Genomic DNA, 23443 nt, shown 5'->3' with positions numbered 1-23443 from the left:
CTCGGCGCCGGAGTCGGCCCGGCCAGTTCCGCCAATTCTAGGTATGCCGTGCGGGCACCGCCGGAGCTTTTGCGTGATTCACAGGCGGCGCCCAGCCATCACCCCTCGCCGCGCACCTTCTCCACGGAGGCGAGCAGGACGCAGGTGGCCACGGCCTCCATGGCTTCGCTGACCTGCTCCAGCGGGGGGAAGGTCGGGGCGAGGCGGATGTTGCGGTCGCGGGGGTCGGTCCCGTGGGGGAACGAGGCACCGGCGGGTGTGAGGGCGATCCCGGCCTCCTTGGCCAGCTGCACCACTCGGGAGGCGGTGCCGTCGAGCACGTCGAGGCTGACGAAGTAGCCCCCTGTCGGCCGGGTCCAGGTCGCGACCCCCAGGCCGCCGAGCCGCTCGGTCAGGATCCGCTCGACCTCGGCGAACTTCGGGGCGATGACCTTGCGGTGCTTGGCCATGTGGTCGCGGACGCCCTGCGGTGAGCCGAAGAACTGCGCGTGCCGCAGCTGGTTGACCTTGTCGGGGCCGATCGCGCCCTTGCCCAGGTGGCCGGTGTACCACTTCACGGTCTCGACCGACCCGGCCAGGAACGCGACACCGGCGCCGGCCAGGGTGATCTTGGAGGTCGAGGCGAACATGATCGGCCGGTGCGGGTGTCCGGCGGCGGCAGCCAGGGTGAGGATGTCGGCGCTCTTGGCCTCGTCCTCGGTGAGGTGGTGGAACGCGTAGGCGTTGTCCCAGAAGATCTTGAAGTCGGGTGCGGCCGTCTCCATCGCGGCCAGCCGGGCGGCGATCTCCTGGGTGACGACAGACCCGGTCGGGTTGGCGTAGGTCGGCACCAGCCACATGCCCTTGATGCTCGGGTCGCTCGCCGCCAACCTCGCCACGGCCTCGACATCGGGCCCGTCCTCGTGCATGGGCACGGTCACCATGTCGATGCCGAACCACTCGAGCAGGGTGAAGTGCCGGTCGTACCCGGGTACCGGGCAGATGAAGGTGACCTTCTCCTCCTGGCTCCAGGGGCGCTCGCTGTCGACGGCCCCGTGCAGCCACAGGTCGACCAGCACGTCGCGCATCATCACCAGGCTGGAGTTGCCGCCGGCCACGACCTGCTCGGGCTCCACCCACAGCAGCTCGGCGAACATCTCGCGCAGCTCCTTGATCCCCTCGAGCCCGCCGTAGTTGCGGGTGTCGACGCCGCTCGCGTCCTTGACGCCCTTGGGCAGGCTGAGCAGGTCGTCGGCCAGGTCGAGCTGGGCCGCGGCGGGCTTGCCACGCGTGAGGTCCAGTGACAGGCCGCGCGCCTTCAGCGCGGCATACGCCTCCTGCTGTTCGGCGGCGAAGGCCTCGAGCTCCTGCGGTGAACGCTCGGCGAGGGGGGTGGTGGCGGTGGCGGTCTGCTCGGTCACGCCTCCCATGCTCCCAGAGCCCCGGTATGCCGCGAAGGCACCGTCCGCAGCCCGGTCACCGCGGGCGGGGCGGGGTGCGGCAGCCGGGGCGGGGCGCCGGGCGGGTCGGGGCGCCACGCGGGTCGGGGCGCCGGGCGGGTCGGGAACGTGGGCAGGTGAGCGGAGGACAGATGGGCAGTGGGTACCGATGCCCGGGAGGCACTCCCGACCGGACTCTTGGAGGGCGGCGGCACGAGGCCGTTGCACCTCACGAGAAGAAGGAACAGTCCAATGAAGCGTTTTCTGATCGAGCGCCACGTCCAGGGTGCAAGTGAGCTCACGCACGAGCAGCTCGCCGAGATCTCCCGGACGTCCAACGCGGCCGTGGAGTCGCTGGGAGTGCCCTACACCTGGGTGACCAGCTACGTCGCGGGCGACAAGATCTACTGCGTCCACGAGGCCGAGGACGCCGAGACCGTCCGCGAGCACGCCCGCCGGGGCGGGTTTCCGTGCGAGGTGGTCGCCGAGGTCGTGGCCGAGTTCGGGTCACACACCGCGGCCGAGCTCGAACGCGCACGAGCGGGGGCGACGGCATGATCGACGCCCAGATGCATGTCTTCCTCAACGACGTGGCCGACGCAGGCCGGAGGGGGGCGATGCGGCCGGTCGGACCGCGCAGCGCCCGCCGGATCGTCCTCGACGTCCGTCGCCGGCGCCGGGCCGAATCCCGGTGACCCGCCTCGCCGTCGTCGGTCGCCCTGACCGTCGCGGCACCGCCACCGGGGACGGAACGGCCACCCAGCCCGCCCGTCCCCGGTCGGCGTCTCCCGGCGCCCACAGGCCCACCACCCCGAGTCGTCCGGCCGGCTCGGAGGGCTTTCGGGACGCAACCGGCGGCTCGTACCCTGTCGGGGTGGAGCTCGTGGAGCGGGAGCCGCAGCTGGAGCATCTGCGTGCGGCCCTGGAGCGCAGCCGCACCCAAGGGTGCGTGGTCGCCGTGGCCGGGGAGGCTGGCGCCGGCAAGTCCGCCCTCGTCAGGGTGGCGACAACAGGGCAACGGTGGACCCGGGTCGCGCGGGGGCTCTGCGATCCCCTGGAGACCCCGCGACCGCTCGGGCCGCTGCGTGACGTGCTGGCCGACCTCGGGGTCGAGGTGGGGGCGGACCCGGGGTCACCGGTGCCGCTGGCCGAACGGCTGCTCGGCGCGGTGGCGGGTGAGCCGACCACCCTCGTCATCGAGGACGCCCAGTGGGTGGACGAGGCGTCGGTCGAGGTGCTGCGCTTCGTGGCCCGACGCGTGGAGACCCTGCCCCTCGTCGTCCTCCTCACCTACCGCGACGCCGAGGTCGGACCCGACCATGCCCTCCGTCCGCTGCTCGGTGACATCGCCCGGCTCGACGCCGGCAGCACCATCACGTTGAAGGGTCTGTCGATCGGCGCCATCCGCGCGGTCCTCGAGGGCACGGGGATCGACCCGCCGTCGGTGCTCGCGCTGACCGGCGGCAACCCCTTCTTCGTCACCGAGATCGCCCGGCACCCGGGGGAGGAGCTGCCCACGTCGGTCCGCGACGCCGTGCTCGCCAGCACGAGCGCGGTCGGCGGCGCCGACCTGGAGGTGCTCCAGGTGATCGCCACGGCCCCTGACTCCCTCGACGACCGCGTGCTGCCCAGGCTGGCCATCGACATGCCCCAGCTGCGCAGGCTCGAGGCCACGGGTCTCCTGGAACGGTCGCGTCGCGGCGTCGGATACCGCCACGAGCTGGCACGCCGGGCCGTCGAGGACTCCATCGCGCCCGGGGTGGCCGCCCGGCTGCACGCGCGGGTGCTCGATGCTCTGGAGGGCGTGGGCGCCGATGCGGCCGTGCTGGCCCACCACGCCCATGCGGCAGGTGACTCCGAGCGGACGCGCGCCTACGCCGACCGGGCAGCCGCCGAGGCTGCGCAGGCTGGGTCGCACCGCGAGGCCGTCTCGTTCCTGGAGCTGGCTCGTGCAGCCCCCGGAGGCGACCAGGCCCAGCGGGCCGCGCTGCTGGAGCGGCTCAGCTTCCAGCAGTACATGGTGAGCCGGCTGTCCGAAGCCGTCTCCTCGATCACCGAGGCCGCCCGCCTGTGGGCGGAGGCCCGCGACGACGACGGAGTCGCGGCAGCGCACAGCAGGCGCGCCCTCATCGAGTACTACTCGGCCCGGAGGTCCGCGGCCGAGCACCACGTCGAGCTGGCCCTGGGACACCGCGACGCCCCGGCATACGGGGCAGCGCTGTCCCTGGAGATGCTGCTGGCGTTCCGTCGCAACGACGCCGACGCCACCGCGGAGGGCAGGGCGGTCACCCGCTCGCTGGCGCAGGAGCGGTCGGATGACGAGCTCTTGGTGCGATCGGAGATCCTCGGCACCGCCGGCGACCTCCTGATGGGCGACGACCTCGCCGCGCGGGACCGGCTGCTCACGCTGGTCCATGACGCGGCCGCGCGGCTCTTCGACGAGACGGCCTCGACCGGGTGGTCCCAGCTGGTCGCCATCGACGTGGAGCAGCGACGGTTCCGCGACGCCGAGAGGCTACTGGAGCAGTCCATCCCCTTCACCGTCGACCGTGACATCCCGATCTGCGAGCAGTGGCAGACCGGGGTGCGGTCGCGGCTGCAGTTCGAGCGCGGTCGGTGGGAGGCCGGCCTCGAGGACGCGCGGACCGTGCTCGACGGCGGGGCGCCGATCGCCAGCCTGTGGCCGCACCTGGTGGCGGGCCTGGTGGCCCTCCGTCGCGGCGAGGCCGCGCGGGAGAGCGAGGACCACCTGGGGCAGGCGCGCATCCTCGCCGAGCAGATGCACGAGCCCCTGGCGCTGCTGGCCGTGATGGCGGCCGAGGCGGAGCGGGCCTGGCTGCTGGACACGCACGAACCGGCGCCGGCCGCCGCCGACGCCGTGGTGCACGAGGCCGGTGCCCTGCTGCGTGAGGTGGGCAGGCTGCCCGGGGTGCAGTGGTCCACCGGGCGCCTCGCCGTGTGGCTGCACCGGCTGGACCCCGACGCCGTCGGCGACGCACTGGCCGGAGCCGTGGTCGCGGAGCCGAGTGCGTTGGAGCTGGACGGGAGGTACGAGGAGGCGGCGGAGCAGTGGCGGACCCTGGGAGCGCCCTACGAGTCCGCGCTGGCGCGGATCGGGTCGCCCGACGAGCAGGTGGCGGTCGGTGCCCTCACCGACCTCGAGACGATGGGTGCGTGGGCAGCCGCGGACCGGGCCCGTGGCGTGCTGCGCGAGCGCGGCCTGTCCAGGGTGCCCGCGCGTCGGCGCGCGACCACCGTCGCCAACCCGTCCGGGCTGACCTCCCGCCAGCTCGACGTCGCCCGACTGGTGGCGCTGGGGCTCACGAACGCCGAGCTCGCGGACAAGCTCTACATCTCCCCGCGCACTGCCGACCACCACGTCTCCGCCGTGCTCACGAAGCTGGGGCTGGGGACACGGCGCGACGTCGTGCGGCGAGCCTCGGAGCTGGGCCTGGTCTAGAGGTGCCGCCACCGCGTCGGCGGCGGCGCGCCGCGGGTGGGTGGCAGGAGTCGCGCTCGCGGGCCTCACCGGCGAGTTCGCGTTCGGCAGCGGGCCTCACGTATGCTTTCTCCTCGGTTGACATTGGCCATGCTTCTGGCATGCCCGCGAACGGGTCAGGTCAGCCTCCCGGAACCCACCGCCCCCGCGGAGAGTTCCGTAGGGCAGTGGCTCAATTGGTAGAGCTCCGGTCTCCAAAACCGGCGGTTGGGGGTTCGAGTCCCTCCTGCCCTGCGTAGCAGGACCTGTGACCGGACCCGGTCACGGCATACATGAGTGAAAGCAGAGGCATCGTGACGGACGTGAGCGCGGACACCCGCGGCTCTGGTCGCACCGGCCGCAAGAGTGACAAGGGCGGCAACCCGATTTCGCGGTTCTTCCGCTCGATGTCCCTCTTCGTCAGCCAGATCCTCGACGAGCTCCGCAAGGTCGTCCGGCCGACGCGGTCCGAACTGGTCAACTACACGATCGTCGTGATCGTGTTCGTGACGTTCGTGATGGCGTTGGTCGCGTCCGTGGACTTCGGCTTCACCAAGCTCGTGCTGTGGGTCTTCGGCGGCTGACCGCCGTCCTGCCACAGACACCCCGGGGTCACCCGGCGAATACCAGAAGGAAGTAGGTCATCAGCGTGTCCGACCAGTGGACCACCGAGAACGCCGAGCCCGAGACCGATGAGGTCGCGGCTGACGGTGCTGCCGCAGAGGACGCCGACCCCCAGTCCGACCTGGAGGTCGAGCGCGACGAGACCGACGCCGCCGACAGCGAGGCCCACCAGCCGCAGGTGTCGAGCCTGACGTTCTCCGGAGACGCAGCCTCCGACGACGCAGCCTCCAACGACGCGGCCTCCGACGACGACGCGCCGGCCGACGCCACCGAGGGCGACTCGGCTGACGACTCCGACGCCCTGACCGAGGACGTCGACGCCCCGCCGGCCGACCCCGTGCAGGAGTTCAAGGACGCCCTCGCCGCCAAGTTCGGCGACTGGTACGTCGTGCACTCCTACGCCGGCTACGAGAACCGCGTGAAGGCCAACCTCGAGAACCGCACGACCTCCCTCAACATGGAGGACTTCATCTTCGAGGCCGAGGTGCCCATGGAAGAGGTCACCGAGATCAAGAACGGCCAGAAGAAGCTCGTGCGCCGCGTCCGGATGCCCGGATACGTGCTCGTCCGCATGGACCTCACCGACGAGTCGTGGGGCGCCGTGCGCCACACGCCCGGCGTCACCGGCTTCGTCGGCAACGCCCACCAGCCGGTGCCGCTGAGCCTCGACGAGGTCTTCACCATGCTCGCTCCGGCCGACCTGGAGAGCCCGGCGACTGCCGGCGCCGCCGGGGGTGGCGCGGGCAAGGCCAAGGAAGCCGCGGTCGTCGACTTCGAGGTCGGCGAGTCCGTCACCGTCATGGAGGGGCCGTTCGAGACCCTTCCCGCGACGATCTCCGAGATCAACCCCGACACCCAGAAGCTCAAGGTGCTCGTCTCCATCTTCGGCCGGGAGACCCCGGTCGAGCTGTCGTTCAACCAGGTCGCCAAGATCTGAGCGCACGACAGCACCTGTTCCCGGCACCCCGGGAGCATGCAACCGGGTCATCGCCCACGGCGTAGGCCCACCACAACAGAAGGAACACAGCAATGCCTCCCAAGAGCAAGAAGATCTCCGGCTTCATCAAGCTGCAGATCCAGGCCGGCGCGGCCACGCCCGCCCCGCCCGTCGGTCCGGCCCTCGGCCAGCACGGCGTCAACATCATGGAGTTCGTCAAGGCGTACAACGCTGCGACCGAGTCCCAGCGCGGCAACGTCATCCCCGTGGAGATCACGGTCTACGAAGACCGTTCCTTCACCTTCATCACCAAGACGCCGCCGGCCGCCGAGCTGATCAAGAAGGCCGCGGGTGTGCCCAAGGGTTCCGGCGAGCCGCACAAGACCAAGGTCGCCAAGCTGTCGGCCGACCAGGTCCGCGCCATCGCCGAGCAGAAGATGGAAGACCTGAACGCCAACGACATCGACCAGGCGATGAAGATCATCGCCGGCACCGCCCGCAGCATGGGCATCGACACCACCCTCTAAGGGAAACAACCCCGGTATGCCGCCCACGCGGCATACCGGGGTACGTGGCAGGACCGCGCTGGTCCGTACAGACCACAACTCCACCGAAACACCCAGGCAGCACCATTGAAAGACCAAGGAGCAGAAATGAAGCGCAGCAAGGCTTACCGCGAGGCCGCGGACAAGATCGACGCGACCAAGAGCTACGCCCCCCTCGAGGCCGTCCGCCTCGCCAAGGCGTCCGCCAAGGCCAAGTACGACGAGACGGTCGAGGTCGCGATGCGACTCGGCGTTGACCCCCGCAAGGCCGACCAGATGGTCCGTGGCACCGTCAACCTGCCACACGGCACGGGCAAGACCGCCCGCGTCCTCGTGTTCGCCAACGGCGACAAGGCCGAGGCCGCCCGTGAGGCCGGCGCCGACTTCGTCGGTTCCGACGAGCTGCTCGAGAAGGTTGCCGGCGGCTGGCTCGACTTCGACTCGGTCGTCGCGACGCCGGACATGATGGGCAAGGTCGGTCGTCTCGGCAAGGTCCTGGGCCCGCGTGGTCTCATGCCCAACCCGAAGACCGGCACGGTCACGATGGACACGGCCAAGGCCGTGACCGACATCAAGGGCGGCAAGATCGAGTTCCGTGTCGACAAGCACGCGAACCTCCACTTCATCATCGGCAAGGCCTCCTTCGACGAGAAGTCGCTGGTCGAGAACTACGCGACCGCGCTGGACGAGATCCTGCGCCTGAAGCCGTCCTCCTCCAAGGGCCGCTACATCGAGAAGGCCACCCTGTCGACGACGATGGGCCCCGGCATCCCGCTGGACTACACCCGCACCCGCAACCTGCTGGTCGAGGACGAGGCCACCGCCTGAGTCCCAGCCTCGCCGCAGTCCTGCCGAGAGCCCGCCMCCCGCMCCGGGGGCGGGCKCTCGTCTGCCCGAATCCCGGCGCCGGGCGTGGCTGTCGGGGTAGCGTGGACGCAGCCGTCGGGGACGTGCCCCACGTGCCCGTCCTGGGGGATTCTTGTGAAGACCATCTCGTGCGCCGCCCTCGCCCTTGCCGCGACCCTCGCGCTCGGCGCCTGCGGCAGCACCACGCCTGCCGTGTCGAACGCCGGCTCGACACCGTCGACCAGCTCGAGCAGCTCGACCACCGCGTCGAGCTCTGCCTCCGCTGCCGGTCTCGCTGTTGGCACCACGGTCGACGGGGGCGACCTCGGTACTCGCATGCTCGCGGCGATGGTGAAGGCCGGCTCCGGCACGATGACCATGAACGTCGGCGCCGGGGGCACGGCCAGCGGTTCCTTCATCATGAGGAAGGGCACGATGCGCCAGCGGATGGTCATGGCGCTCGAGGGCGTCCGGATGGAGATCGTGTCGATCGACGGCGTGCTCTACATCAAGGGCCTGCCCGGTTCGACCAAGCCCTGGGTGAAGATCGACCCCAAGGCCAAGGACCCGTCCAGCCAGCTGTTCTCCGGGATGCTGGGCCAGATGGGCAGTCCCCGCCAGTTCGCCGACGCGATGGTCGGCGCGGAGGCCACGGTCGTGAGCTCGTCGGCCACCGGGACGACCTACGAGGTGTCGATCGACCCGGCCAAGCTCCTCGGCGAAGCCGGCCAGGGCGCGGTGCCGTCGATGGCCCCGGTCACCACCCGCTACGTCCTGGACGCCAAGGACAGGCCCGTCTCGATGACTGTCGAGGTCGAGGGACAGACCGTCGGCGGCACGTTCGGCGGCTGGGGGAAGCCGGTCACCATCACCGCACCACCCGCCAGTCAGGTGGGCACCTTCAAGGTCCCGTGAGCCGACGGGTCGACCGGGCGGTGCCGGGGGGCGCCGGGAGACCGCGATTTGGTCGGGGGCCCGCCCACCCGTACTCTGGACCCTGACCAAAGACCGCTCGGTTGTCGCGTGCCACCGCAATAGGCAGCACGTGACCGAAGGTTCCACTCCGGTGGGCGTCCAGCGCAGGCCACGATTCACCCGCAGTGCCGGCTCCCAGAGCCTGCCCGCGTGCGAGCCCCGTGCCCTGTGCATGGGGCTCTTTCCGTGTGGCCTCCAGCTCCGGACGGTCGAACACACGGAAGGGAGGCCCCATGGCCAAGGCTGACAAGGCTGCCGCCATCGCCGAGCTGTCGGACAAGTTCCGCAACTCCGGCGCGGCCGTGCTGACCGAGTACCGCGGGCTTTCGGTGAAGCAGATCACCGATCTCCGCAACTCGTTGCGCGGAAACGCCACCTTCGCCGTCGTGAAGAACACGCTCACCGAGCTTGCTGCCAAGGACGCCGGAGTCACGGCGTTCGACGGCCAGCTCGTCGGACCGTCCGCCATCGCATTCGTCGATGGCGACCCGGTCGAGGCCGCCAAGGGCCTGCGTGACTTCGCCAAGGCGAACCCCCTCCTCGTGATCAAGGGCGGCGTCCTCGACGGCAAGGCCCTGACTCCCGCGGAGATCACGAAGCTCGCGGACCTCGAGTCCCGCGAGGTTCTCCTGGCCAAGCTGGCCGGTGCCCTTCAGGCGTCGCTCAGCCAGGCTGTCTACCTCTTCGCCGCACCGCTGTCGCAGACCGCTCGGGTCGTCGACGCGCTGCGCGCCAAGGTCGAGGCCGAGGGCCCGGTGGCTGCTGCCGCCGCTCCCGCCGCCGAGGCCGAGGTTGCCGAGGCTGACGACAACACCGCCGAGGCTCCCGCAGCCGACGCGTCCGCCGAGGCCCCCGTGGCCGAGGCAACCGCAGACGTCGCCGAGGGTGGCGACGAGAGCTGACCCGGTCGGGGGCAACCCCGCACCGAGCCCGCTCACACACCAAGACGCCACTCACGGCATACCAAGAATTAGAAAGGACGCCCATCATGGCGAAGCTCTCCACCGACGAGCTCCTTGAGGCCTTCAAGGAAATGACCCTCATCGAGCTCTCTGAGTTCGTGAAGCAGTTCGAGGACACCTTCAACGTCACCGCTGCTGCCCCCGTGGCCGTTGCCGCGGCCGGCGCCCCGGCCGGTGGCGACACCGCTGCCGCCGAGGAGCAGGACGAGTTCGACGTCGTCCTCGAGGCTGCTGGCGACAAGAAGATCCAGGTCATCAAGGAGGTCCGCGCGCTGACCTCCCTCGGCCTGAAGGAAGCCAAGGACCTCGTCGACGGCGCCCCCAAGCCCGTCCTCGAGAAGGTTGACAAGGCTGCGGCCGACAAGGCCAAGGAGGCCCTCGAGGCCGCCGGCGCCACCGTCACCCTCAAGTGATCTGAGCTCCCCTCGGGGAGCACCAGCACTGCTGCGAAGCGGGTCCGACCACCAGGTCGGGCCCGCTTCCGCGTGTCCGCCCGGCAGGCCGCGTCACGCCCGGCCCTCTCTCGAGTCTCAAGGTCAGACGACACGGTCTTGGAGAGAGGTCTTGCGCTTGAAGACGGTGACGCTGAGCGATCCCTGCTCGGATGACTATCTCGCTACCCCTAGCCGGTCCGTCATGCAGGTGCAGGACGTCACACACGCCTACGGGCGGGAGACCGCCCTCAGCGAGGTCTCGTTCACTCTGGGGCGTGGCGTGACGGCCCTGCTGGGGGTCAACGGCGCCGGCAAGTCCACGCTCCTGTCGTGCGCCGCGGGCATCCTCGAACCCACCTCCGGATCGGTCGCTGTCGGCGGGAGGGACCTCTATGCGCGGGCGACCCGACGCGAGGCCCTCCCGCTCGTGGCGCTGATGCCTCAAGGGGCGAGCTTCCCGGGTCGGCTGACGCCCCGGGAAGTGGTGTCGTACCTCGCGTGGCTCAAGGGCCTGCCCACGAGAAAGGCCCAGTCGCGTGCCGACGAATGCCTGGCGGCTGTGGGCCTCGCCGACGTCGCCGCTCGCCGACTGTCGAGCCTCTCTGGAGGCATGGTTCGCCGGGTGGCCTTCGCCCAGGCCCTTGCATCAGAGCCGGAGGTGCTTCTCCTGGACGAGCCGACCACGGGTCTCGATCCGGCTCAGCGAAGGGCAATGGTCGAGCTGATCAGGGGGTTGGACTGCACGGTGCTTCTGAGCAGCCACGTCGTGGAAGACGTTGCCGACCTCGCAGGCGACGTCCTGGTGATCCACGCCGGTCGACTTCGCTTCTCCGGCACGGTCGCGGACCTCGCGGACCTCGCCCCGGCCGGGTCTCGGCGCAGCGCGATCGAGTCAGGCTTCTTCCGCGTCATCGAGGAGCCGGTCCCGGCGTGAACGGCATCGCACTGTGGATCCGTCGCGGTGCGGGGGCTCCGGTGGCCGTGGCCCTGGCGGGCTTCACCCTCACCACTGTCTTCAGCCAAGGCCACTGGCAGGTCGAGTGGGACTGGGGCACGAGACTGTCGGCCGCCAGCGTGATCATCGCCTGCCCGCTGGTTGCCGCCGCCGCGGCCCACGACACCGCGAGACGGTATCGACCGACCGTGGCCGAGCTGGCCAAGGCCTCGGCGCGGCGCGGGAGCCAGGCGCTGGCGCCCGCGCTCGCCGTGGCCCTCTGCGCTGGTGCCGCGTACGTGCTGACCTGGCTGGCCGTCGCCGTCGCCGTGCTCCGCCGCGGCGGAGTCGGTCCGACGGACTACTGGGTGTATGCCGAGGTGCTCCTCCCGATCCTTGTCTCGTCGTTGGTGGGGGCGTGCGTCGGCCTCGTGGTCGACGGCTTCCTGGCCGCGCCGGCGGCCGTGCTGGCAGTGCTGGCCACGCTTGTCATCGCGGCACCGTTTGGCCGCGGCCCGTTCGAGGCGGTCACCACGTACGGGACGTTGACTGGCCTGCAGCGGACGCCATCGCGGGCCATGCTCTCGCTCGCCGGACTGCTGGTCCTGGGCGGTGGTCTGGTTCTCGCCTCCAGCTGGCTGACCGCGGTGCGTCGACCGAGGAGCTTCCTGTGGGTTCTCCTCGCCCCTGTCGTCGCCGTGGCTGTGGTCCTGCCTGCCGCGTGGCCGTTGGACAGCCAGGTCTACGAGGTCTCCACGGAACAGGTGCGGTGCGTTGGCCGGCACCCTGCTGTGTGTGGACCCACATCTCGACTGCCGCTGCTCGAGCCCGTCCAGACGTCTCTGGCCGACAGCTACCACACGCTGGACGGGACTCAGTTCGTCGCTCCCCAACGCTTCACCGTCGCTCGACTCGACCAGTACGCGAAGCTGGGATCCGCGGCCCCGCTGGACTTCGACCCCGCGAACCTGACGGCGCAGGGCTACTCTCCCCAGGCGACGGCACGCGCGCTGGCCCGGCCACACCAGTGTGCCGAGCTCTACTCCGCGAAGGAGGCTGGCCCCCTCCTCGATGCGCAGGACGTCGTCCAAGGCTGGTTGGTCGCAGTACTCGTCGGACAAACCCCACCCAAGCCGGTTCCCTCGGACGTCACCTCAGCCTTCGAGGCGATCCTGTCGTGCCACGTCATGCGCGGCGACCTCACGTGATCGGAACACTCGCGAAGGCGCACCGAGCGAAAGCTGCGGGGCTGGGAGTCGTGTGCACGGCCCTCGCAGCGGTGGCGGCGGGGAGTCATGTGGTGTCGGCGCTGAGGCAGCCCCTCCCACTGGTTTGGCCGTTGGCCGCGCTCCAAGTGGCTTTCGCGGTGGTGCCACTCGGAGGCGCGTTCGGGGCGCTCGGGGGCGGTGCGGTGCGCGCACGGCAGGTCCGTGCCTGGAGTCTGGGCCTGACCACGACATTGCTTGGTTTGACGGCCACGGTTGACCACGCCTTCTACGCGAACGCCGCCTTCCTCACGTGGTTCGTGCTGTTGGCGGCGGGCGGGGTCGTCGCGCCCACAATCACAGTCAACCAGGGGCCGGCCGTGGTGCTGGGGCTTGGCATGGTCTCCGTCGGCCTCGAGTTCATGACCGCTCTGGCTCCGATCAGCCGGACCGTCGGGAGACTCCCCCTGGCCGCCGCGCTAGCACTCTATGCCGCGTGTGCGGTCGCTTTCGTCGTCCTGACCCCACGCCATCGCTGACTCCAACCCACCCAGTCGGGCCCGCTTTCGCATGCCAGAAAAGCGCCCGTATGCCGCGTGTGCACCGGCTGCCGTGGCATACCGGGGCGTAACTTCGGCTTGCCCGCCTCGTTGAGCCCTGCGAACCGGGGCCCGCCATGTGTGGCGGGCGTGGACATTCACGACGAGGTGGAGCTGTGGGCGTTGAGATCAGGGTCGAAGGCCTGACCAAGCGATTTGGGTCGCAGGTGATCTGGAACGACGTCTCGCTGACCCTTCCTGCGGGCGAGATCTCCGTGATGCTGGGGCCGTCGGGTACCGGCAAGTCTGTGTTCCTCAAGACGCTGGTCGGCCTGCTCAAGCCGGAGGCGGGCGCGATCTGGATCCAGGACCGCGACCTGACCCAGATGCGCGAGCGCGAGCTCTACGAGGTGCGCAAGCTGTTCGGGGTGCTGTTCCAGGACGGCGCACTGTTCGGCTCGATGAACCTCTACGACAACGTGGCGTTCCCCCTGCGTGAGCACACCAAGAAGTCCGAGTCGGACATCCGCACCATCGTCCTCGAGAAGATGGACCTGGTCGGGCTGACCGGCGCCGAGTCCAAGCTGCCCGGCGAGATCTCGGGTGGCATGCGCAAGAGGGCCGGCCTGGCCCGTGCGCTGGTGCTCGACCCCGAGATCCTGCTGATCGACGAGCCGGACTCCGGCCTGGACCCGGTCCGCACGTCCTACATCAACCAGCTGTTCATCGACCTCAACGCGCAGATCGACGCGACCTTCCTCATCGTCACCCACGACATCAACTCGACGCGCACGGTGCCCGACAACATCGGGCTGCTGTACCACAAGCACCTCGCCATGTTCGGGCCGCGCGAGATGCTGCTGAGCTCGGAGGAGCCGGTGGTGCGCCAGTTCCTGAACGCCCAGACGATCGGCCCCATCGGCATGTCCGAGGAGAAGGACGCCGACGAGCTCGCGGCCGAGGCGAAGTCCGGCCAGGAGCTGCCGCCCCTGCCGCCCATCCCGCTCCAGCTCGGCACCAGCGACGGCACCCCCCGCCGCGGCGAGCGTCCGGCGGGGGACTGGTGCCGCGCGAACGGCATCACGCCGCCCCCCGGGTCGTTCCAGTCGCACAACGCCGGCGTTCCCGGTGTCCGCCACACCGAGCCCACTCAGTCTGCTGAGGCGGCGATCTAGATGGGCAATCCAGCTATTGGTGCGCTGCGCCAGAGCGGATCGCTCTTCGCGCTCGTCCTCGACGTCGGACGGTCCCTGCCGAAGCGGCCGTTCCAGACCAAGGAGTTCATCCAGCAGTGCTGGTTCATCGCCTCGGTGACGATCGTCCCGACGGCCCTGGTCTCCATCCCCTTCGGTGCGGTCATCGCCCTGCAGCTCGGCACCCTGACCCGCCAGCTCGGCGCCCAGTCCTTCACCGGAGCGGCCTCGGTGCTCGCCGTCATCCGTGAGGCCTCACCCATCGTGACGGCCCTGCTGATCGCCGGTGCCGGCGGGTCGGCGATCTGCGCAGACCTCGGCTCGCGCAAGATCCGCGAGGAGATCGACGCGATGGAGGTCCTCGGGATCAGCCCCATCCAGCGCCTCGTCGTGCCCCGGGTGCTGGCTGCCATGGTCGTCGCGCTGCTGCTCAACGGGCTGGTGTCGGTCGTCGGCGTCGCGGGTGGCTACTTCTTCAACGTCATCATCCAGGGCGGCACCCCCGGCGCCTACATCGCCTCGTTCACCGCGCTCGCCCAGCTGGCGGACCTGTGGACCAGCGAGATCAAGGCCCTCATCTTCGGCTTCATCGCCGCGGTCGTGGCCTCGTACAAGGGCCTCACCGCGGGCGGCGGCCCCAAGGGCGTCGGCGACGCAGTGAACCAGAGCGTGGTCATCACCTTCATGTTCCTGTTCGTCGTGAACTTCGTCGCCAGCGCCGTGTACTTCCAAGTCGTCCCCCAGAAGATCTGAAGGAGGTGCAGTCCCAGTGAGCAAAGTCCTGGACCTCGCGGGTCGGCCTGTCGAGGCGCTCGACAGCCTCGGTGAGCAGATGCGGTTCTACGTCCGCTCGCTCGCCTGGAGCCCGCGCACCCTGCGCCGCTACAAGAAGGAGATCCTGCGGCTGCTGGCGGAGGTCTCGCTCGGTTCGGGTGCCCTCGCCGTCATCGCAGGCACCGTGGGGGTCATCGCCTTCCTCGCCTTCTTCACCGGGAGCCAGGTCGGCCTCCAGGGCTACTCCTCGCTGAACCAGCTCGGGACCGGCGCCCTCACCGGCTTCGTCTCCGCCTACCTCAACACCCGCGAGATCGCCCCGCTGGTCGCGGGGCTGGCGCTCGCGGCGACGGTCGGGTGTGGGTTCACCGCCCAGCTCGGTGCGATGCGCATCTCCGAGGAGGTCGACGCACTCGAGGTCATGGGGATCCCCTCGCTGCCGTTCCTCGTGACGACCCGGATGATCGCCGGCTTCGTGGCGGTCGTCCCGCTCTACGTCCTGGGCCTGCTCTCGTCCTACGGCGCGACCCGCTTCATCGTCGTGCACTACTTCGGGCAGTCGGCCGGCACCTACGACCACTACTTCCACCTGTTCCTGCCGCCGATCGACGTCCTCTTCTCGTTCCTCAAGGTGATGGTGTTCGCGGTCGTGATCATCCTCATCCACTGCTACTACGGCTACAACGCGTCCGGAGGTCCGGCAGGCGTGGGCGTTGCCGTCGGCAAGGCCGTGCGGACCTCCATCGTCGCCATCAACATCGTGGACTTCTTCTTCTCCCTGGCGGTGTGGGGCGCCACGACGACCGTACGGATCGCGGGTTAGCGCATGGCTGACTCGTCGAGCGGTTTCATGTCACGCCTGGGCAACCGTGCCTACGGGGTCGGCTTCATCGTCATCGTGGGCCTGCTCATCGGTCTGTCGGTGGCGTCGTTCCAGAAGCGGTTCACCCCCGTGGTGATGGTCAACCTGCTGACCGACCGGATCGGGTCCCAGCTGCAGACGGCGTCCGACGTCAAGATCCGTGGGTTGATCGTCGGTGAGGTGCGGTCGATCGAGACCACCGGCAACGGCGCGACGCTCAAGCTGGCCCTGAAGCCGGAGATGGTCGACCTGATCCCGGCCAACGTGTCGGCCCGCCTGCTCCCGAAGACGTTGTTCGGTGAGCGGTACGTCGACCTGGTGACGCCGACGACCGGTGCCGTGGGGCGGCACATCGCCAAGGGCGACACCATCGGTCAGGACCGCACGTCGGTGGCGATCGAGCTCGAGAAGGTCTTCGACGACCTGTTGCCGTTGCTGCGCACCGTGCAGCCGGAGAAGCTGGCGATGACGTTGAACGCGCTGGCGTCGGCGCTGGACGGGCGGGGGACCCGCCTCGGCCAGAACCTGGTCCTGGTCGACAGCTACTTCAAGGAGATCAACCCCAAGCTGCCCGTGATCAAGGCGGACATCAGCGGGCTGGCCGACCTTGCCTCCACGTATGCCGTGGCGGCGCCGGATCTCGTGCGCGCGGCGACGGCGTTGATCACCACGAGCACGACGATCGTGGCCAAGAAGGACGAGCTGGCCGGCTTCCTGGCGGGGACGGCGGGCTTCGCGAACACGACCGCGGACTTCCTGGACGCCAATGGCCAGCGGATCATCCAGGTGGGTCGCGTGCAGCGACCGACCGTCGAGGTGCTGGCGAAGTACTCATCGCAGTACCCCTGTGTCGCCACGGCGATGGTGAACTGGCTGCCGCGGATCGACCAGGCCTGGCGGGACAAGACCTTCCACATCACGGTCGAGGTCACCCAGCAGCGCCAGGGCTACAAGCCCGGCGAGGAACCCCGGTGGGGCGAGCGGCGTGCCCCGAGCTGCCAGGGCCTGCCAGGCCGCGTCGGCACCCAGGCGAACCCCTGGAAGGGCAACCACTTCAGTGACGGCACCAACCACTCGGGCTCGCGGGCGGCGGGCAGTGCGTTGCCGTCGATGTTCTCCGGGCTGTCGGGGCAGAGCATCGCTGAGGCCGACTCCGGTCTGGCCGGAACCGAGCAGGAACAGGCCGTCGTGGCCGCTCTCCTATCGCGAGACGGTCGCCCCTCAGCCATCACGACGCTCCTCGCGGGCCCGATGCTGCGCGGAACGGTGGTGAACCAACAGTGAGCACCCGATCCAGCCTGGTGAAGTTCCTGATCTTCGTGGCGGCGACGCTGTTCGCCACGGGCACCCTCGCGGCCACCATCTCCAACACCCAGTTCGGTGACAAGGCGACGTATCGCGGCATGTTCAACGACGTGACCGGCCTCGCTCCGGGCCAGGAGGTGCGGATCGCCGGCGTGCGCGTGGGTGAGGTGAAGTCCATCAAGGTCGCCAGCGACCGCGTGCACGCGGACGTCGAGTTCAACGTGCTGAAGACCAGTGTGCTCACGCAAGGGACCAAGGCGACCATCAAGTACCGCAACCTCATCGGTGAGCGCTACATCGCCCTCACCCAGGACGTCGGCAGTGCCACGCCCCTGAAGGACGGGGCCACGATCGGACTGGACCACACCCAGTCCGCGCTGGACCTCACGGTCTTGTTCAACGGCTTCAAGCCGTTGTTCGCGGCCCTGTCGCCCAAGGACGTCAACGAGCTGTCGGCCAACATCATCAGCGTCCTTCAGGGCGAGGGCGGCAACATCAACTCGCTGCTGTCCAAGACGGCGTCGCTGACCTCGACCCTCGCGGACCGCGACGAGGTCATTGGTCGGACCATCTCCAACCTCAACGCGGTGCTCGGCACCGTGGATGCCCACGACTCCGCCCTCAAGGCGCTGATCGACCAGCTCCAGCGCTTCATCTCCGGCCTGGCCGCCGACCGCACGACGATCGGTGCCTCGTTGACCAACATCAACTCCCTGACCGCGGAGACTGCCGACCTGCTGAAGGTCACCCGTCCCTCGATCAAGGCGGACATCAGCAACCTCCGTGCGCTCAGCACGAACCTCAACAAGCCGTCGAACACCGCCGTTTTCGAGAAGTTCCTGTCGACCTCGCCGGGCAAGATCAACACGATCACGCGGACCGCGACCTACGGCTCCTGGTTCAACTTCTACATGTGCGACTTCAGCGGGACGATCGTCGTGCCGTCGCCGACCAAGGGTGCCCCGGCCATCAAGATCCCGGTCGACAAGCCGGCTGGGCTCTCCGCAGCGAGGTGCTCGTCATGAGTACCCCCTTCCGCGAGCGCAACCCCGTCCCGATCGGCGCTGCCGGGCTGGCGTCCATCGCGCTGGTGCTGTTCCTCGCGTTCAACGTCCAGAGCATCCCGTTCCTCGGGGGCGGCGACCACTACCGCGCTTCGTTCAGCGAGGCGGGCGGCCTGATCAAGGGCGACGACGTGCGGATCGCCGGGGTCAAGGTCGGCAAGGTGGAGAAGGTCGACCTCGCGGGCAACCACGTGGTCGTCGACTTCAAGGTCACCGAACCGGCAGCCTTCGGCACCCGGACCGGTGCCAGCATCCGGATGCGGACCTTGCTGGGTTCGAAGTTCCTCGCCCTGGAGCCCGCCGGTGGTGGCCAGCTCAAGGCGGACAGCGAGATCCCGCTGGAGCGGACCATCTCGTCCTACGACATCGTCAACGCGTTCAGCGACCTCGCGACCACGTCCGAGGAGATCGACACGGACATGCTGGCGAAGTCGCTGACCACCCTGGCGACCGAGTTCAAGGACAGCCCGCCCGACGTCAAGGCGGCCCTGGACGGCCTCAGCAGGTTGTCCAACACCATCGCCTCGCGCGACGACGAGCTCAAGCGGTTGCTCGCCTCGGCCAACAGCGTCTCGGGCACCGTCGCCGAGCGCAACAAGGCCGTGGAGTCGATCATCAAGAACGCCGACCTCCTGATGGTCGAGCTCAATGCCCGTCGCGAGGCGATCCACACGCTGTTCACCAACACCTCTGCGATGGCCCAGCAGCTCACCGGGCTGGTCCGGGACAACCGCTCGGAGCTCAAGCCCGCCCTCGACCAGCTGACCAAGGTCCTCGCGGTGCTGCAGAAGCACGAGAAGGACCTCGGGGACACCATTGCCGCGATGGGCCCGTTCACGCGGCTGTTCGCCAACGTCCTCGGCAACGGCCGGTGGTTCGACACCTACATCCAGAACCTCACGACCCCCGTGTCTCCGGGAGGCAACTGATGAAGCGCCTGCCCGCCCTGCGACTGCCGTCGCTGCCCGCCACGCCCCGGCTCGGCCTGATCCCCAAGGTCGTCGCCGCGCTCGTCGTGGTCGCCCTCGTCGCCGGCGCGTACGCCTTCTGGCCGCGGCAGGACAGCATCCACGTGACCGGTGAGTTCAGCCGCGCGGTCGGCCTGTTCCCCGGGTCCGACGTACGCATCCTCGGCGTCCAGGTCGGCAAGGTCACCGAGGTGACTCCGAAGGGCGACAAGGTCGAGGTCAAGTTCGAGTTCGACCGCAAGTACCGGGTGCCCGCGGACGCCAAGGCCGCGGTGGTGGCCCCCTCCTTGGTGAGCGACCGCTACGTGCAGCTGCTCCCGGCATACACCGCTGGTCCGGTGATGAAGGACAACGCCCAGATCGGCCTGGACCGCACGGCGGTTCCCGTCGAGCTGGACCGCATCTCCTCGAGCCTGGACGACCTCCTGGTGGCCCTCGGTCCCACGGGTGCCAACAAGGACGGCGCCTTCGCCGACGTGCTCGACACCGGCGCCAAGAACCTCGGCGGCCAGGGCCAGAAGCTGCACGACACCAACCGCGACCTCAGCCTGGCGCTCGAGGCTCTGTCCGGTGGCCGCAACGACCTGTTTGGCACCGTGAAGAACCTCCAGACCTTCACGACCATGCTCGCCACCAACGACAGCCAGGTCCGCAGGCTCAACAGCGACCTCGCCAACGTCTCGCAGCAGCTCGACGGGGAGCGCGACGACCTCGCCGCCGCCCTGAAGAACCTCGCTGTCGCGCTGAGCGAGATCAGCTCGTTCGTCCACGACAACCGGGCGGGCCTGACCACCAACCTCAAGCAGCTGGCGTCGGTGACCGGCACGGTGGCCAAGCAGCGGGATGCCCTGGCCGAGACCCTCACGAACGCCCCGGTGGCGATCAGCAACCTGCAGAACGCCTACAACCCCGACACCGGCACGCTCGACACCCGGGCCAACGTGAACGAGAACCTCACCGTGCAGAACATGCTGTGCTCCCTGATCGTCCAGGGCGGTCAGCCGGCTTCGCTGTGCAAGACCGTCAGCGGGGCCCTCAAGCCGATCCAGTCGCTGCTCGACCAGCTCGCGGGACAAGGCGTGAAACTGCCGGTCAACCTCCTGTCCGCCGTGCCGCAGGCCCAGGCCGGAGCGTCGTCGGGATCGCCCGCGACCACCCCCGGCCAGGGCGGGGCCGTCGTGACGATGCGCGGTGCCGACCCGACCCTGGGCGGCCTGCTGGGAGGGACCCGATGAACGACCACCAGCCACAGACCACCAAGCCACAGACCACCGAGCCACGGACCACGGGTATGCCGCGTGGCCGGCGCGCCGTGTCCGGGCTCGTCGTGGGCGCCGTCCTCCTCGGCGTCACCGGCTGCCAGGGCGCCTTCGACCTGCCGCTGCCCGGCGGAGCAGCCAACCGCGGTGACATCTTCCGCGTGACGGCCGAGTTCGCCGACGTCCTCGACCTCGTCCCGCAGTCGTCGGTCAAGGTCGACCAGGTGACGGTGGGCTCGGTCGAGAAGATCGAGCTCAACGGCTGGACGGCTCGGGTGACGCTGCGCCTGCCCAAGAACGTCAAGCTGCCCGACAACGCCGTGGCGGAGCTCAAGCAGACCTCGCTGCTGGGGGAGAAGTACGTCCAGCTGTCCGCGCCGACCGGTGCGGCCCCCGAGGGCCGGCTCGGCGACGGCGACAACATCCCCCTCGCCCGCACCGGCCGCAACCCGGAGGTCGAGGAGGTGCTCAGCGCGATGTCGCTGCTGCTCAACGGTGGTGGCGTCGCCCAGCTCAAGGTGATCGAGACCGAGCTCAACAACGCCGCGCGGGGCAACCAGGCGCAGATCAAGGACGTCATCAAGCAGCTCGACACCTTCATCGGCGGCCTCGACAGCCAGAAGTCCGAGATCGTCCGCGCCATCGACAACATCGACGCGCTCGCCGCCAAGCTCGCAGCCCAGAAGGAGGACATCGGCAGGGCCCTCGAGGCGCTGCCCAATGGCCTCAAGGTGCTCGCCGACCAGCGCCAGCAGCTCGTGCAGATGCTCCAGGCGCTCAGCAGGCTCGGGGCCGTCGGGACCCAGGTCATCCAGCAGAGCAAGGCCGACACCGCCGCGAACCTCCAGGCCCTCGCGCCGATCCTGGCCCAGCTCACCAAGGCCGGGGACAACCTGCCGAAGTCGCTGCAGCTGCTGCTGACCTACCCCTTCTCGGACGCGACGACCGGGGCCATGAAGGGCGACTACACCAACATGTCCGCCGACCTGGACCTCAACTTCGCGCACCTCGCCGGCAACCTGGGGATCCCGACGACTCCGCCCCCCGGCGGCCCGACGGGCGGGCCCACCGGGCTGCCCAGCCTGCCGCTGCCGACGCCCAGCATCCCGAGTGTGCCGATCACCCCGGGCGGCAGCTCGACCTCGGGCGCGTGCGTCCCGGGCGTGATCTGCGTCGGTGCCCGCGACCAGCAGTCCGGCTCGTCGGGCTCGGACGGTTCGTGGCGCTCGCTCTACGGAGGTGCCGCATGATCCGCCGTTCGGTGCAGGTCCAGCTGTTCGCGTTCCTGCTGATCACCCTCGTCACCGTCTCGGTCCTCTCGGCCCGCTACGTCGGGCTCTACGACCAGGTGGCCGGTGGGCAGTACCACGTCGCGGCCGACTTCGAGCAGTCCGGCGGCATCTTCGTCGGCTCCGAGGTCACCTACCGCGGCGTCACCGTCGGCCGGGTCGACAACCTGAAGCTGTCCAGGGACGGTGTGATCGTCGACGCGAAAATCCAACGGGGAGTAGTGATTCCGAAGGACACCAAGGTCGTCGTGGAGAACCGCTCCGCGGTCGGCGAGCAGTACCTCGACTTCCAGCCGCGCACCGACAAGGGCGCCTCGCTGAGGAACGGCGACACCATCCCGCGCAAGGACACGGTCTTCCCGCTGCGGGTCGACACGCTGCTGCTCGACCTCGACGGGACCGTCAACTCGGTCGACAAGCAGGACCTGCGCACCGTGGTCGACGAGCTCGGCAAGGGGTTCGCCGACGGGGGACAGGACCTCCAGCGACTGATCGACAGCGGTGACAAGCTGACGAGGTCGGCCACCGAGGCGCTGCCCGAGACGGTCAAGCTGATCGACGACGGCCGCATCGTGCTCGACACGCAGCGCGAGACCTCGGGCGACATCAAGGTCTTCGCCAAGAACTTCGCGGACCTGTCCGAGACCCTCAAGGCCTCTGACGGCGACCTGCGCCTGATCCTCGACCGCGGCGTCGTCGCGTCCAAGGAGCTCGAGTCCCTGATCAGGGACAACCAGGGCAACCTCGCCGCGCTGCTGGCCAACCTGATCACCGTCGGCCAGGTGACCACGGCACGGGTCGACGGGATCCAGCAGCTCCTCGTCACCTACCCCGATGTCGTGGCCGGCGGCTTCACGGTCGTCCCCGGCGACGGCACCGCCCACTTCGGACTGGCCATGGCGCACGACCCGCCGGTCTGCACGCAGGGCTACCAGGGCACGGTGCGGCGCACGCCCAACCAGACCAGCAACACCAAGGCGAACACCTCGGCACGCTGCACGGCCCCCCGCGGGTCGGCGGCCAGCGTTCGCGGCGCCCAGAACGCCCCGGGTCCGCACTCGAGCACGAACTCCACCGTCCCGTTCGCTTTCGGCAACCAGCCCGTATCCCCGGGCATGGCTGCCTCGTTGAGCCTGACAACACCACAGGTATCGGTGCCACTGCCTCCCTCCGGGGCCGAGAGCGGCGACGCCTCGTGGTTGTGGATCATGAAGGAGGCTGCTCGATGAGCACGATCACCACCCACGCCGGGAGGGCGGTGGAGGCGGACGAGGACGTGTCACCCCCCGACGCGCTCGCTGCCGACACAGATCACCAGACAGCCCGTGACCGGGCCAGGTCCCTGCGCATCACCCCGACCATGGTGTGGGTCGTGGTCGCCATCGCGCTCATCGCGAGCCTCGCCCTCGGGGCCACCCGCGGACGCGACTGGTATGCCGCGCGGCAGACGTCGGCGGCCAACGCCGACGCCGTGGCAGCTGCCAAGCAGCTGGCCATCAACTTCGTCACGGTCGACTACACCAAGGTCGACGCGGACATGGCCCGGGTGAAGGCCGGCGCCACGGGGGACTTCCTCAAGAGCTACTCGACCTCGGCCGACCAGCTCAGCAAGGTCCTCGTCGCCAACAAGACGGTCTCCTCGGTGCAGCGCACCGAGGCCGCCCTGGTCTCCGGTGACAAGGACTCCGCCGTCGCGCTCGTGGGCGTGGTCGCCCCGACCAAGAACACCGCCGTTCCGAACGGCGAGACCAAGACCTACCGGATGCGGCTCGACCTGCGCCTGGTCGGCGACGAGTGGAAGGTGGAGAACCTTGAGTTCGTCGGTTGATACC

General features: G+C 69.4%; 24 protein-coding genes and 1 tRNA gene. 24 read left to right on the top strand and 1 reads right to left on the bottom strand.

What is annotated here, in order from left to right:
* Positions 1-98: 98 nt before the first annotated feature.
* Complete coding sequence (locus tag AC1DS4_RS07690; RefSeq protein ID WP_477632326.1) at positions 99-1400, bottom strand: aspartate aminotransferase type Ic; 1302 nt, start codon at positions 1398-1400, stop codon at positions 99-101.
* Positions 1401-1670: 270 nt separating this feature from the next.
* Between AC1DS4_RS07690 and AC1DS4_RS07685 the strand changes: the two genes are divergently transcribed.
* From AC1DS4_RS07685 to AC1DS4_RS07570, 24 genes are all read left to right on the top strand, one after another.
* Entirely contained in the window at positions 1671-1976 is a 306-nt protein-coding gene (locus tag AC1DS4_RS07685) for a DUF4242 domain-containing protein (RefSeq protein WP_477632327.1), read from the top strand.
* Positions 1973-2113, top strand: a complete 141-nt coding sequence (locus tag AC1DS4_RS07680; protein WP_477624067.1) for a hypothetical protein — start codon at positions 1973-1975, stop codon at positions 2111-2113. Before AC1DS4_RS07685 ends, AC1DS4_RS07680 begins: the two co-directional genes overlap by 4 nt.
* A 179-nt stretch (positions 2114-2292) precedes the next feature.
* Positions 2293-4878, top strand: a complete 2586-nt coding sequence (locus AC1DS4_RS07675; protein WP_477632328.1) for an AAA family ATPase — start codon at positions 2293-2295, stop codon at positions 4876-4878.
* A 200-nt stretch (positions 4879-5078) separates the two neighbouring features.
* Positions 5079-5151 (top strand) — tRNA-Trp (locus AC1DS4_RS07670).
* A gap of 59 nt (positions 5152-5210) precedes the next feature.
* Positions 5211-5480: a preprotein translocase subunit SecE gene (gene secE / locus AC1DS4_RS07665; protein WP_477613544.1), complete on the top strand. Its 270-nt coding sequence runs from the start codon at positions 5211-5213 to the stop codon at positions 5478-5480.
* Between the two features lie 59 nt (positions 5481-5539).
* Positions 5540-6457 (top strand): transcription termination/antitermination protein NusG, encoded by a 918-nt coding sequence (gene nusG, locus AC1DS4_RS07660; protein ID WP_477624236.1) that lies wholly within the window; start codon positions 5540-5542, stop codon positions 6455-6457.
* 92 nt (positions 6458-6549) lie between these two features.
* Positions 6550-6984, top strand: coding sequence for a 50S ribosomal protein L11 (gene rplK / locus AC1DS4_RS07655; RefSeq protein WP_056924021.1), 435 nt, complete (start codon positions 6550-6552; stop codon positions 6982-6984).
* Positions 6985-7110: 126 nt separating this feature from the next.
* Entirely contained in the window at positions 7111-7830 is a 720-nt protein-coding gene (gene rplA / locus AC1DS4_RS07650; RefSeq protein ID WP_477613542.1) for a 50S ribosomal protein L1, read from the top strand.
* A gap of 153 nt (positions 7831-7983) precedes the next feature.
* Positions 7984-8763 (top strand): hypothetical protein, encoded by a 780-nt coding sequence (locus AC1DS4_RS07645; RefSeq protein WP_477632329.1) that lies wholly within the window; start codon positions 7984-7986, stop codon positions 8761-8763.
* A 293-nt stretch (positions 8764-9056) separates the two neighbouring features.
* Positions 9057-9725 carry a 50S ribosomal protein L10 gene (gene rplJ / locus AC1DS4_RS07640; protein ID WP_477613540.1) on the top strand — a complete coding sequence of 223 codons (669 nt, stop codon included), beginning with the start codon at positions 9057-9059 and terminating at the stop codon, positions 9723-9725.
* 86 nt (positions 9726-9811) lie between these two features.
* Entirely contained in the window at positions 9812-10198 is a 387-nt protein-coding gene (gene rplL, locus AC1DS4_RS07635) for a 50S ribosomal protein L7/L12 (RefSeq protein WP_477613539.1), read from the top strand.
* Between the two features lie 223 nt (positions 10199-10421).
* Entirely contained in the window at positions 10422-11153 is a 732-nt protein-coding gene (locus AC1DS4_RS07630) for an ABC transporter ATP-binding protein (RefSeq protein WP_477632330.1), read from the top strand.
* Positions 11150-12361 carry a hypothetical protein gene (locus AC1DS4_RS07625; protein WP_477632331.1) on the top strand — a complete coding sequence of 404 codons (1212 nt, stop codon included), beginning with the start codon at positions 11150-11152 and terminating at the stop codon, positions 12359-12361. Before AC1DS4_RS07630 ends, AC1DS4_RS07625 begins: the two co-directional genes overlap by 4 nt.
* A gap of 260 nt (positions 12362-12621) precedes the next feature.
* Positions 12622-12897, top strand: a complete 276-nt coding sequence (locus AC1DS4_RS07620) for a hypothetical protein (protein ID WP_477632332.1) — start codon at positions 12622-12624, stop codon at positions 12895-12897.
* Between the two features lie 176 nt (positions 12898-13073).
* The gene (locus AC1DS4_RS07615) at positions 13074-14072 is read left to right on the top strand and encodes an ABC transporter ATP-binding protein (RefSeq protein WP_477613534.1); all 999 of its coding nucleotides are present in this window, start codon (positions 13074-13076) and stop codon (positions 14070-14072) included.
* Positions 14073-14843, top strand: coding sequence for an MlaE family ABC transporter permease (locus AC1DS4_RS07610; RefSeq protein ID WP_477613533.1), 771 nt, complete (start codon positions 14073-14075; stop codon positions 14841-14843).
* 16 nt (positions 14844-14859) lie between these two features.
* Positions 14860-15687 (top strand): MlaE family ABC transporter permease, encoded by an 828-nt coding sequence (locus AC1DS4_RS07605; protein ID WP_477613532.1) that lies wholly within the window; start codon positions 14860-14862, stop codon positions 15685-15687.
* A 3-nt stretch (positions 15688-15690) separates the two neighbouring features.
* Entirely contained in the window at positions 15691-17010 is a 1320-nt protein-coding gene (locus tag AC1DS4_RS07600; protein ID WP_477632333.1) for an MCE family protein, read from the top strand.
* Entirely contained in the window at positions 17007-18056 is a 1050-nt protein-coding gene (locus AC1DS4_RS07595; RefSeq protein ID WP_477632334.1) for an MCE family protein, read from the top strand. Before AC1DS4_RS07600 ends, AC1DS4_RS07595 begins: the two co-directional genes overlap by 4 nt.
* The gene (locus AC1DS4_RS07590) at positions 18053-19024 is read left to right on the top strand and encodes an MCE family protein (protein ID WP_477624075.1); all 972 of its coding nucleotides are present in this window, start codon (positions 18053-18055) and stop codon (positions 19022-19024) included. The genes AC1DS4_RS07595 and AC1DS4_RS07590 overlap by 4 nt, the downstream gene beginning before the upstream one ends.
* A complete protein-coding gene (locus AC1DS4_RS07585) occupies positions 19024-20298 on the top strand; it encodes an MCE family protein (protein ID WP_477613528.1) in 1275 nt (424 codons plus the stop codon). Before AC1DS4_RS07590 ends, AC1DS4_RS07585 begins: the two co-directional genes overlap by 1 nt.
* Positions 20295-21572, top strand: a complete 1278-nt coding sequence (locus AC1DS4_RS07580; protein WP_477632335.1) for an MCE family protein — start codon at positions 20295-20297, stop codon at positions 21570-21572. Before AC1DS4_RS07585 ends, AC1DS4_RS07580 begins: the two co-directional genes overlap by 4 nt.
* Complete coding sequence (locus tag AC1DS4_RS07575; protein WP_477613526.1) at positions 21569-22840, top strand: MCE family protein; 1272 nt, start codon at positions 21569-21571, stop codon at positions 22838-22840. The genes AC1DS4_RS07580 and AC1DS4_RS07575 overlap by 4 nt, the downstream gene beginning before the upstream one ends.
* Positions 22837-23439, top strand: coding sequence for a hypothetical protein (locus AC1DS4_RS07570; protein ID WP_477632336.1), 603 nt, complete (start codon positions 22837-22839; stop codon positions 23437-23439). Before AC1DS4_RS07575 ends, AC1DS4_RS07570 begins: the two co-directional genes overlap by 4 nt.
* The last annotated feature ends 4 nt before the right edge of the window (positions 23440-23443 follow it).

The sequence above is a fragment of the Pedococcus sp. P3_C7 genome, from assembly GCF_056402615.1.
Note: the sequence above shows the minus strand (reverse complement) of the source record. Positions and strands in the feature narration are given on the sequence as shown.

Coding starts and splice junctions, on each gene's coding strand:
- rplK (WP_056924021.1), top strand. CDS start 6,550: ATGCCTCCCAAGAGCAAGAAGATCTCCGGCTTCATCAAGCTGCAGATC.
- rplJ (WP_477613540.1), top strand. CDS start 9,057: ATGGCCAAGGCTGACAAGGCTGCCGCCATCGCCGAGCTGTCGGACAAG.
- rplA (WP_477613542.1), top strand. CDS start 7,111: ATGAAGCGCAGCAAGGCTTACCGCGAGGCCGCGGACAAGATCGACGCG.
- AC1DS4_RS07590 (WP_477624075.1), top strand. CDS start 18,053: ATGAGTACCCCCTTCCGCGAGCGCAACCCCGTCCCGATCGGCGCTGCC.
- AC1DS4_RS07585 (WP_477613528.1), top strand. CDS start 19,024: ATGAAGCGCCTGCCCGCCCTGCGACTGCCGTCGCTGCCCGCCACGCCC.
- AC1DS4_RS07610 (WP_477613533.1), top strand. CDS start 14,073: ATGGGCAATCCAGCTATTGGTGCGCTGCGCCAGAGCGGATCGCTCTTC.
- rplL (WP_477613539.1), top strand. CDS start 9,812: ATGGCGAAGCTCTCCACCGACGAGCTCCTTGAGGCCTTCAAGGAAATG.
- AC1DS4_RS07680 (WP_477624067.1), top strand. CDS start 1,973: ATGATCGACGCCCAGATGCATGTCTTCCTCAACGACGTGGCCGACGCA.
- AC1DS4_RS07600 (WP_477632333.1), top strand. CDS start 15,691: ATGGCTGACTCGTCGAGCGGTTTCATGTCACGCCTGGGCAACCGTGCC.
- AC1DS4_RS07570 (WP_477632336.1), top strand. CDS start 22,837: ATGAGCACGATCACCACCCACGCCGGGAGGGCGGTGGAGGCGGACGAG.
- AC1DS4_RS07575 (WP_477613526.1), top strand. CDS start 21,569: ATGATCCGCCGTTCGGTGCAGGTCCAGCTGTTCGCGTTCCTGCTGATC.
- AC1DS4_RS07580 (WP_477632335.1), top strand. CDS start 20,295: ATGAACGACCACCAGCCACAGACCACCAAGCCACAGACCACCGAGCCA.
- AC1DS4_RS07685 (WP_477632327.1), top strand. CDS start 1,671: ATGAAGCGTTTTCTGATCGAGCGCCACGTCCAGGGTGCAAGTGAGCTC.
- AC1DS4_RS07630 (WP_477632330.1), top strand. CDS start 10,422: ATGCAGGTGCAGGACGTCACACACGCCTACGGGCGGGAGACCGCCCTC.